This window comes from Burkholderia sp. 28_3, assembly GCF_003253915.1.
Classification (GTDB): domain Bacteria; phylum Pseudomonadota; class Gammaproteobacteria; order Burkholderiales; family Burkholderiaceae; genus Burkholderia; species Burkholderia cenocepacia.
On record NZ_QKZF01000040.1, the window covers coordinates 21013 to 29759 of the forward strand.

Genomic DNA, 8747 nt, shown 5'->3' on the forward strand with positions numbered 1-8747 from the left:
CTTTTCACCCGTCACGTATACGTTCGATTATGTGACAGTGTGCACCGGAAAGTTCTGGTCGTCAAAATTTGTCACTTAACCCGTCATTCTGTCTAAGACATGCAAAGGGTCCATCAGCCTCGTAATGTGACAGAAATTCCGGGGGAATGCCTTCCTTTGCAAAGGTGGCGCGCAACTGTTCCAGGGAAGCGGGATCGCGCCGACCATAGGAAGCCAACGCGAACAGCGAGCGTGCCGTCTCGGGGTCGTGCCGGGCTTCAATGATCGCCTCACTGATAGCTTGGACCGCCCGTTGCCAGTGATTGACGGGTTCGGGCTTCGGCGGTTTCGCCGGCAGACCACTGGTGAACCCGGTTTGGGGCTCGGACGAGAACAGCTTTGCATGCTCGCCTGGCGGGCTGATATCCCTCAACTCGATCAAGCTGATTGCCGTTGCCGCCGCCTCCAGCATCTGCAACCGTATTGCCGGGTTCAGGGTTTCATACGGTCGCCACAGACTTTGCCCAGCACGCAGCGGATGCCCGCAGCCTTGCCAGACTTGGCGGAGATACCCCGCGTAGGTTCCGCACGCCGAAAGCGGGGTGTTCAGCTCATCGAGCAGCGTGCGTAGCAGTCGAAACCACAATCCAGCGTGGATGCGTCGGCACGGCAGTTCCACATGGCCGGTCGTCAGTGCCTGCCAGGTACGCCGGTCCATCACTGCAATCGCGTCGCTGGCGGTGCGCGACGCAGTGTCGGCGTTCTCCCAGCCGAGAAACCGCCCAGGCACGCCCCAATAGGATTCCAGCCAGCAGCCATGCAGCGGGCAGCTCAGCATCAGGGGCAGCTTCCATGCAAGCAGTTCGGCTTGGTTTGCCGGGTCGTTCAGACAGAGAGGACAGGCGCGATGTATCGGCTGGCTGGGCAGCCAGGCACGCCAGCTCGTGATGGATCGCGTCCTACGGCGGAGTTTCGGCAGCAGCACCGAGAGCTGGAACGCATAGGTTTCCAATGCGTCTGGAATCTGATCATCAAGGCTGTCCAGTAGCCAAGGCACCCAGCCGGCGAAACTCATGCAACGCAGCCGGTCCGGCTCGATGCCGCTCCGCTGGGAGAGCATCGCCAACAGCGCCAGTGGTGGCGCGGTATCCAGGTCATCAACCTGAGCGTGACCAAGATCGTGCTCCAGCAGCTCGGACACCTCCATGTGATAGCAAAGGGCCACGCGGTTGAGCCACGAAGACAAGGCTTCGCCTTCTCTGGGGGCCGGATGCAGTGGCCAGCGTGGCGCTGGCTTCACATCAGTTCCCGCTCGAATTGCCGCCGCCGCTCGCTGGGACCGGTGTAATCGGCCATGCTCAGCGTGCGATGGTTGATCGCTTCCTCGCCGCTCTCCACTGCGACGATGGCCGCCGCCATCAGCAAGTGCGCCAGTTCGCCGATGGTGCCCTCGCTGCGTGTGAGCAGGTAGCGGGCCATGTCCAGCGTGGCAATCGACGAGGGTCGCCGCAGTGGAAGCGAAGCGGCGAAACTGGCCAGCAGTGAGCAGCAATCGTGATTGGCCTCCCATACCGGCAGCATCATCGGCTCGAAGCGATTTTCCAACTGGTCATCGGAGCGGATGGCCAGGTAGGCGTCGCGCGTGCCGACCCCGACCAGTGGGATGCGCAGTTCATTGCCGAGGAAGCGCAGGAGATTGAGGAATTCCCGGCGATTGACGCTGTTACCGGCCAGGACGTTGTGCAACTCGTCGATCACCAGCATGCGCACGCCGACCTTGCGCAGCAGTGCCAGCGCCAGTTGTTCCATTTCTGGCAGCCGTGGGCGCGGTCGCAATGGCGCACCCATCGCCGCGAGCAGCGCGACGTAGAAGCGGATTACCGACGGTTCGGATGGCATCTGCACGACCAGTACCGGAATGTGCTCCTGGTCGGCATCGGCTCTGGCCGGATGCGTGCGCCGGAACTTCTCGACGATCATCGACTTGCCGTTGTTGGTCGGGCCGACCAGCAGCAGGTTGGGCATGCGTTGCTTGTTTGGCCACGTATACAGGATTTCCAGCCGGTTCAGCGCCTCGACTGCTCGCGGATAGCCGATCCAGCGGTCGGCGCGAAGGCGATGGATGCGTTCGTCCGCCGGGAGACGGGCCAAGCCCTGGGCCGCCGGCAGCAGGTGGGACAAGTCGATGATGGGATATTCTTCCACGGCTACCACTCCTCAATCTGGTCGAACGGTTTGGCCGGCGGCTGGTTGTCTGCCTGCTGCCCATCCATGTCAGCGCCCGGTGGTGGCGTGGTTTTGACAGGCGTTGCCGTTGCCTTGAGATGCTGGCGTCGATCCGCGTCGCGCCGCGCCTTGCGCGTAGCCTTCTGCGCGGTGGTAACGATTTCGCGCATCTGGCCGATCATGCGGAACAACGCCGACTCATCCACCTGTTCGCGCCCTTGCTGCCGCAATTTCGCCAGCGCCTGTCGTTGTTCCCAGAGGGTGACAGCCGGGTGCGACAAGGTACGGTAGGGAATTTCCAGGTAGTGCTGCCCCTCTGGTTCCAGCACCCATATGCGGCTGATGTCGCGCGGGTCGCGCCGGATCAGGAACGCAGGCAAGCGGTCCCGCCGAGCTATCCACGGCTTGAGCGCATCGGCGTAGTAGTGGATGTGGTCGATGACGAAGCCGGTGCGGGTCAGCGTGCGGCGGATGATGGGCAGAAAATCGACCAGAAAAGCCGTAGCGCGAGTGATGACGGTTGGCACGCCGGTCCGCGTGATAGCTTCGGCCCAGCGCGCGGCCGGCGGTTGGAGCAGGCCGTTGTGCACGGAGCCGTGATAGGTGCCGACCGCCAATGTGAGCCAGCGCTCCAGCTCGCGCAGTGTCAGGGCGGCCATCTTCTCGGAGGCGTATTCCCCGCGCTGGTCAGGATTGGAGAAGGTCGTCCCCGGCAATTCGTCGTGGATCATCTGCATCGCCGTGCCGATGATCCGTTCCACGATACCGCCGTAGTGCGGCTGCCCGAGCGGGCGATAGTCCAACCGGATGCCATGCTGCTCGCAGCCACGGCGCAGCGCCTCGCTCTTGAACTCAGCCGCGTTGTCCAAGTAGAGCAGTCTGGGCTTGCCGCTCATCGGCCAATCCATCTCTACGTTCAACCCTTCCAACCAAGGGCGCTTGTCGCAGGCGGCATGCACCAAGCACAAGCCGACCGAGACGGCGGACGGGGCTTCCAGCGTAACGACCATGCCAACCACGCAGCGGGTGAATACGTCGATGGCGAGGGTCAGGTATGGACGGCCAATCGGTTGCCGGTCGCGCTCGTCCACCACGATCAGGTCGATGACTGTGTGGTCGATCTGCACCTGCTCCAGCGGCGCGGAGACGGGTGGCGGAACACCACCAACACCTTGCAGGTCGCGGGCGGCATCTTGTCCTTCCCGGCGGTGAGTGACCTCGCGCGGATCGAGGCCGGCGATCCGCAGAGCCACCGTGTTGCGCGCCGGCACCCGCAGCTTTTGCAGCTTGCACGCCCGCACAACTTCGCGGTGGAACGCCGCCAAGCTACGCTTCTGCTTGGTCAGGAAGCGCTTTTGCAGTAACTCGCGGATGATTCGTTCGACCGACTCCGGCAAGCGGCCTTTACCTTTGCCACCGCTCGACTGCCCAAGAGCCAAGTCAGTGACCAGCCCCGATCCTAGCCGGGCACGGCGGATCAGGACGTAGACCTGCCGCCGGGACAGCCCCAATGCCTGGGCTGCCGCGTCGGCCGCTTCATGCCCAACCGTCTCCGACTGCGCCAACGGCCCAATGATCTCCGCGCGACGACGCGCACGCTCCCATGCCTGTTCTGGCAGGGTGGCCACGCCGTGCTCGGTAATCGGTGCGGTATCGGTCGCCATGCTCATCTCGCTTTGGTGCACACGAGTATTGAGCATAGACGAGTTTCGTGCAGAGGAGTCCTGATATCTGGCTGTCAGGAGCCGTATGCACAAGAGGCTTCAAACCGCGCTGAATGGTGCAGTCGTCTTCTGGAAATGACAGCGGCAGAGGCAAAGAAATGCACATGACAGCAGAACGCAGCGCGGATGTCAGGCGTGTTCTGCGGGAGGATCAGCGACACGGCCGCGCCCGTCGGCTCGATGTCCTCTATCGCGGTGGGCGTGACCGTGAGCGAGACCGGTGTGCCGGTGGCGGCACATCGCGAGACCACGTGGGCCGTCCGGTCGATCAGCGCCGGGAAGAACAGCGTATCGAAGGCACACCACGTGTACAGGCGCCGGCCGTCGACCTCGAAAGTGTGCGGGGTCTCACGCAACGTCAAGCCGTAGCCGACGACGTTGCCATAGTCGTCCCACTCCGTGCTTACCGCCTGTTCGAGTGCCACGCTCACCCGCTCGATGGGCCAGTCCAAGGCCAGGGCCAATGCGGCCGGAGAAACCGGCGCCCCCTTGCTGAGTTCACGCAGCAGCACGACAAAGAGATCTGCAAAGCCTTCCAACTGGTTGGCCATCGCCAGGCGCTCGACCAGTTCGGCCGTATGGCGCGCAAGGTTCATCGTCGTCCCCCCACAGGTTATCCCGCGCAGCATGAGAGCTGCTTCACATCCTTCGAGAAGGTCTGCGCAGCGAGCTTGAGCCCCTCGACCATTGTCAGGTACGGGAACAGCTGGTCGGCGAGGTCCTGCACGGTCATCCTTGCGCGGATCGCGATCGCGGCCGTCTGGATGAGTTCGCCCGCCTCGGGCGCCACCGCCTGCACGCCGATGAGCCGGCCGGTGCCGGCTTCCGCCACCAGCTTGATGAAGCCGTGCGTGTCGAAGTTCACCAGCGCACGTGGGACATTGTCGAGCGTTAGGGTGCGATTGTCGGTCTCGATGCCCGCCCGGTGCGCCTGCGCCTCGCTGTAGCCAACCGTCGCAACCTGTGGCTCAGTGAAGACGACCGTCGGCATCGTATCGAGATTGAGACGTACATCACCTCCGGTCATGTTGATCGCCGCGCGTGTACCGGCAGCCGCCGCGACATAGACGAACTGCGGCTGGTTGGTGCAGTCGCCCGCCGCATAGATATCCGGTGCGCTCGTGCGCATGCCGCCGTCGATCACGATGGCGCCGCGCTCGTCGAGCTGCACGCCGGCGCCCGCCACATTCAGACTACCGGTGTTGGGAGCACGACCTGTTGCCACCAGCAACTGGTCGGCCCGCAGCTCGCCGTGGTTCGTGGTGACGACGAACTTGCCATCGGCGTGCGACACGTGGGTTGCCTGGGTCTGTTCCAGCACCTCGATGCCCTCGGCGCGAAAGGCGGCCGTCACGGCTTCGCCGATCGCCGGGTCCTCCTGGTAGAGCAGCGTGTGACGGGCCAGGACCGTAACATGGCTGCCCAGCCGTGCAAATGCCTGGGCCAGTTCCAGTGCGACTACCGACGAGCCGATCACAGCCAGTCGCTCGGGAATCGCGTCGTTCACCAGCGCTTCGGTCGAGGTCCAGTACGGCGTGTCCTTCAGGCCCGGAATCGGCGGCACTGCGGCAGTTGCACCTGTGGCAATCAGGCAGCGATCGAACGACACCGTACGTTCGCCGCCGGCGGTCAGCGTGATCGTGAGCGAATGGCTTCCCGTGAACCGCGCCTCGCCGTGCAGGACGTTGATGTTCGGGCTCGTGTCGAGAATGTTTTCATATTTGGCGTGGCGCAGCTCGTCCACGCGCGCCTGCTGCTGGGCGAGCATGCGCGGCCGGTCAATGGCCGGTGCCGTCGCGGTAATGCCCGCGTCGAAGGGACTCGTCTGCCGCAGATACGCGATATGGGCGGCACGGATCATGATTTTGGAGGGCACGCAGCCGACGTTCACGCAGGTGCCGCCGATGGTGCCGCGCTCGATCAGCGTCACCTGCGCGCCGTTTTCGGCAGCCTTTAGCGCAGCCGCCATGGCAGCGCCACCACTGCCGATCACGGCGACCCGCAGCGCGCTATCACCGCCGCTACGCTTCCCACCAGTTTCCGCCGAGCCGGGCGTCTTGCCGGGCAGGCCTGCTGAGTGGGGTGGCACGTCAGCCACCCTGGCGTGATAGCCGGCTGTCGTCACCGCGGCAGTCAGCGTGTCGTGACTAACCCCTTCATCGACCGTCAGATCGGCTAGGGCTTTGGAATAGGAGACCGCTGCCGAGCGCACGCCGGGCACCTTTTCCAGCGCCTGCCTGACATGCTCGGCGCAGGAAGCGCAGGTCATCCCGTCAATCTTCAAGGTCATCATCGCCTTGCTCCGTTCTTTCATGGATTTAGTTAGATGCGCCACTACTCAACCCTTGCGCACGCTGCCCGTGCACGAATCACACGTATCGGTGGCACAGACGCGTTGGGCCGGGGAGAACAGGTCCCAGAGCGATGTCGCCACCATAATGGCGAGACCGGGATAGAGCAGCCAGCCGCTGCGCTCGCCATAGGCGCGCATCACAAACACGGCTGCCAGCACCAGCAGCGGCCCGATCAGGCCGGGCACGGTACGGCGCCACTGCCGATGCTTGAGCCAGCCGACCGCATTGGCGAACAGCGCGACGCCGGCGAAGGCCGGTAGCAGGATGCGGATGAACAACCCTTCGTACTGGCTCAGGAAGCCCAGACCAATGGTGGCGCCCAGACTGGCGATCGCGGGAAGCAGCTCGCACAGCCCATCGCCGACACGATGCTGCCAAGCAAACCGGCCTTATCGGCCGCGCGCGTGACGAATGACATTGCAGTACCTCTGTAGTTTCAGGGCTTGACCGACGACGGATAGCCCGCGTCCGCCGTAGCCTTGGTCAGTGCCTGGACGCTCGTCTTGCCATCGTCGAACGTCACGACGGCTTCGCGCTGCTCGAAACGGACATCCGTTTTTTCGACGCCCGTAACTTGGGACAGCGCGTGTTTGACCGTAATGGGGCAGGCGGCACACGTCATGCCGGGCACAGACAGCGTAACCGTCTGCGTCGCGGCCCAGACCGGGACGGCAACAACGGCGAGCGCGAGTGCTGCAAGCAGCTTTTTCATGATGAACTCCAGGTTCAATAGAACAGGGGCAGTACGTAGGGGAAACCAACCGCGATCAGTACCAACGCGACAACGATCCAGAAGATGAGCTTGTACGCGGCGCGCACCTGTGGAATCGCGCACACCTCGCCGGGCCTGCACACCGCAACGGGCCGAAAGATGCGTCGGCCGGCGAAGAACAACGCCACCAGTGCCACGCCGATGAAAGCCGGCCGCCAGGGTTCGAGCAAAGTCAGATTGCCGATCCAGGCGCCGCTCACACCCAGCGCGACGAGCACCAGTGGCCCGAGGCAGCAGGTCGACGCGAGGATAGCGGCCAGTCCGCCGGCGGCAAGTGCGCCGCGCCCATTCTGCTGTTCCGCCATACGCTGCCCTTCCGAATATCCACTGAGTAGCGTAACCTTACTTCCGTACCTATGTACGGAGTCAAGCGGTATGGATAACGGTAGCGAAAGCCTGACCATCGGCGCCTTCGCGAAGGCCGCCGGCGTCAATGTGGAGACGATCCGGTTCTATCAGCGCAAGGGATTGCTGCTGGAACCGGATAAGCCGTATGGCAGCATTCGCCGCTATGGCGAAGGCGATGTGACGAGGGTTCGGTTCGTCAAGTCGGCCCAGCGGCTGGGCTTCAGCCTCGACGAAATAGCGGACCTGTTGAAACTGGAGGATGGGACGCATTGCGACGAGGCGAGCAGCCTCGCGGAGCACAAGCTCCGCGACATTCAGGACAAACTCGCCGATCTCGAACGCATGGAAGCCGTGCTCACCCAGCTCGTGTGCGCGTGCCATTCGCGCAAGGGCAACGTGTCGTGTCCGCTGATTGCCTCATTGCAGCGAGGCGAAGAACCACGTGACGTCGGCGCCGCGTAAGTGCCATTCGCCATTAACGTACGCAAAAGTCCGTTTCTTGAGGGCACCCGTTACCGGGCGCGATCACGGTCGCTGCTGCGATGCTGACCGGGCTTGCCGGCTACGGCGTGAGTCTGGTGTTCTTTGTGATCGCGCTCCGGCACCTCGGTCAGCCCGGGCCGGCGCCTACTTCTCGGTTGCGCCGCTTTTCGGCGTGGCGCTATCGTTGCTTATCTGGCCCGAGTGGCCGTCCGTGTCTTTCTGGATCGCCACCGCCATGATGGCGCTGGGCATTTGGCTGCACGTGCGTGAACGACATGAGCATGAGCATACGCACGAGCCTCTCGAACACACGCATCGCCATCGCCACGACGAACATCACCAGCACGAGCACGATTTCCCATTCGATAGCGATGAACCCCATACCCATCCGCATGTGCACCTGCCCATCACCCATTCGCATGCACACTTCCCGGATGTGCATCACCGGCACAAGCATTAGGTGCGCGAACTGAGCGCGTGCAGAACGGCGAGCAGGCGATATGCCACGGGCAAGACGAAGATTACGAGGTGCCGTTCCCGCTCTGATCAGAGGCTAGAAGCTTCGGCAGTCGGCGCCGGTGTACCCTTGGGGCATTACAACTTGTGTCAAACTCTTTTGTCGCAAAATGCTTCTGCGAATTGTGTTGGATTGCGTTAGTGTCAAGCTCTATTTCATCGGTGCCTAACCCAGTAGATCGCTAAGCATCTGATTTTATTGTGCGCGCTGTGTCAAACTCTATTGTTCGTTCACAGGCGTACTGCCTCCCCTAGGGAAACGCTGATTTATTCGGCTCGGCGGTCATCGCAGACGTAGCCGAGGACGTTTAGAAGACAGCTCACGGAACGGACCCACGACGATGA

The 8747-nt window shown here is 63.0% G+C and carries 8 protein-coding genes and 2 pseudogenes; 2 read left to right on the forward strand and 8 right to left on the reverse strand.

What is annotated here, in order from left to right:
- Window positions 1–61: 61 nt before the first annotated feature.
- The 8 genes and pseudogenes from DFS13_RS37685 to merT form a co-directional block, all read right to left on the reverse strand.
- Window positions 62–1279, reverse strand: a complete 1218-nt coding sequence (locus DFS13_RS37685; RefSeq protein ID WP_038442277.1) for a TniQ family protein — start codon at window positions 1277–1279, stop codon at window positions 62–64.
- A complete protein-coding gene (locus tag DFS13_RS37690; RefSeq protein ID WP_009687862.1) occupies window positions 1276–2184 on the reverse strand; it encodes a TniB family NTP-binding protein in 909 nt (302 codons plus the stop codon). The genes DFS13_RS37685 and DFS13_RS37690 overlap by 4 nt, the downstream gene beginning before the upstream one ends.
- Window positions 2185–2186: 2 nt before the next feature.
- Window positions 2187–3869 carry a Mu transposase C-terminal domain-containing protein gene (locus tag DFS13_RS37695; protein WP_011875634.1) on the reverse strand — a complete coding sequence of 561 codons (1683 nt, stop codon included), beginning with the start codon at window positions 3867–3869 and terminating at the stop codon, window positions 2187–2189.
- A 74-nt stretch (window positions 3870–3943) separates the two neighbouring features.
- Window positions 3944–4525, reverse strand: coding sequence for an organomercurial lyase MerB (gene merB / locus DFS13_RS37705; protein ID WP_080324417.1), 582 nt, complete (start codon window positions 4523–4525; stop codon window positions 3944–3946).
- 17 nt (window positions 4526–4542) lie between these two features.
- Window positions 4543–6222: a mercury(II) reductase gene (gene merA / locus DFS13_RS37710; protein WP_027813557.1), complete on the reverse strand. Its 1680-nt coding sequence runs from the start codon at window positions 6220–6222 to the stop codon at window positions 4543–4545.
- 45 nt (window positions 6223–6267) lie between these two features.
- A pseudogene (gene merC / locus DFS13_RS37715) lies at window positions 6268–6701 on the reverse strand (organomercurial transporter MerC).
- 18 nt (window positions 6702–6719) lie between these two features.
- Entirely contained in the window at window positions 6720–6995 is a 276-nt protein-coding gene (gene merP / locus DFS13_RS37720) for a mercury resistance system periplasmic binding protein MerP (protein WP_027813558.1), read from the reverse strand.
- Between the two features lie 14 nt (window positions 6996–7009).
- Window positions 7010–7360 (reverse strand): mercuric ion transporter MerT, encoded by a 351-nt coding sequence (gene merT, locus DFS13_RS37725; RefSeq protein ID WP_027813559.1) that lies wholly within the window; start codon window positions 7358–7360, stop codon window positions 7010–7012.
- A 70-nt stretch (window positions 7361–7430) separates the two neighbouring features.
- On the opposite strand from merT, the gene merR reads away from it, so the two are divergent.
- Together merR and DFS13_RS37735 are read left to right on the forward strand one after the other, a co-directional pair.
- Window positions 7431–7865, forward strand: coding sequence for an Hg(II)-responsive transcriptional regulator (merR, locus tag DFS13_RS37730; RefSeq protein WP_027813560.1), 435 nt, complete (start codon window positions 7431–7433; stop codon window positions 7863–7865).
- A gap of 68 nt (window positions 7866–7933) precedes the next feature.
- Window positions 7934–8346: pseudogene (locus DFS13_RS37735) on the forward strand (EamA family transporter); the annotation flags it as partial.
- Between the last annotated feature and the right edge of the window lie 401 nt (window positions 8347–8747).

What these genes read in the sequence shown, in the direction of transcription:
- DFS13_RS37695 (WP_011875634.1), bottom strand. Translation starts at nt 3,869, where the DNA reads ATGGCGACCGATACCGCACCGATTACCGAGCACGGCGTGGCCACCCTG.
- merB (WP_080324417.1), bottom strand. Translation starts at nt 4,525, where the DNA reads ATGAACCTTGCGCGCCATACGGCCGAACTGGTCGAGCGCCTGGCGATG.
- merA (WP_027813557.1), bottom strand. Translation starts at nt 6,222, where the DNA reads ATGATGACCTTGAAGATTGACGGGATGACCTGCGCTTCCTGCGCCGAG.
- merP (WP_027813558.1), bottom strand. Translation starts at nt 6,995, where the DNA reads ATGAAAAAGCTGCTTGCAGCACTCGCGCTCGCCGTTGTTGCCGTCCCG.
- merT (WP_027813559.1), bottom strand. Translation starts at nt 7,360, where the DNA reads ATGGCGGAACAGCAGAATGGGCGCGGCGCACTTGCCGCCGGCGGACTG.
- merR (WP_027813560.1), top strand. Translation starts at nt 7,431, where the DNA reads ATGGATAACGGTAGCGAAAGCCTGACCATCGGCGCCTTCGCGAAGGCC.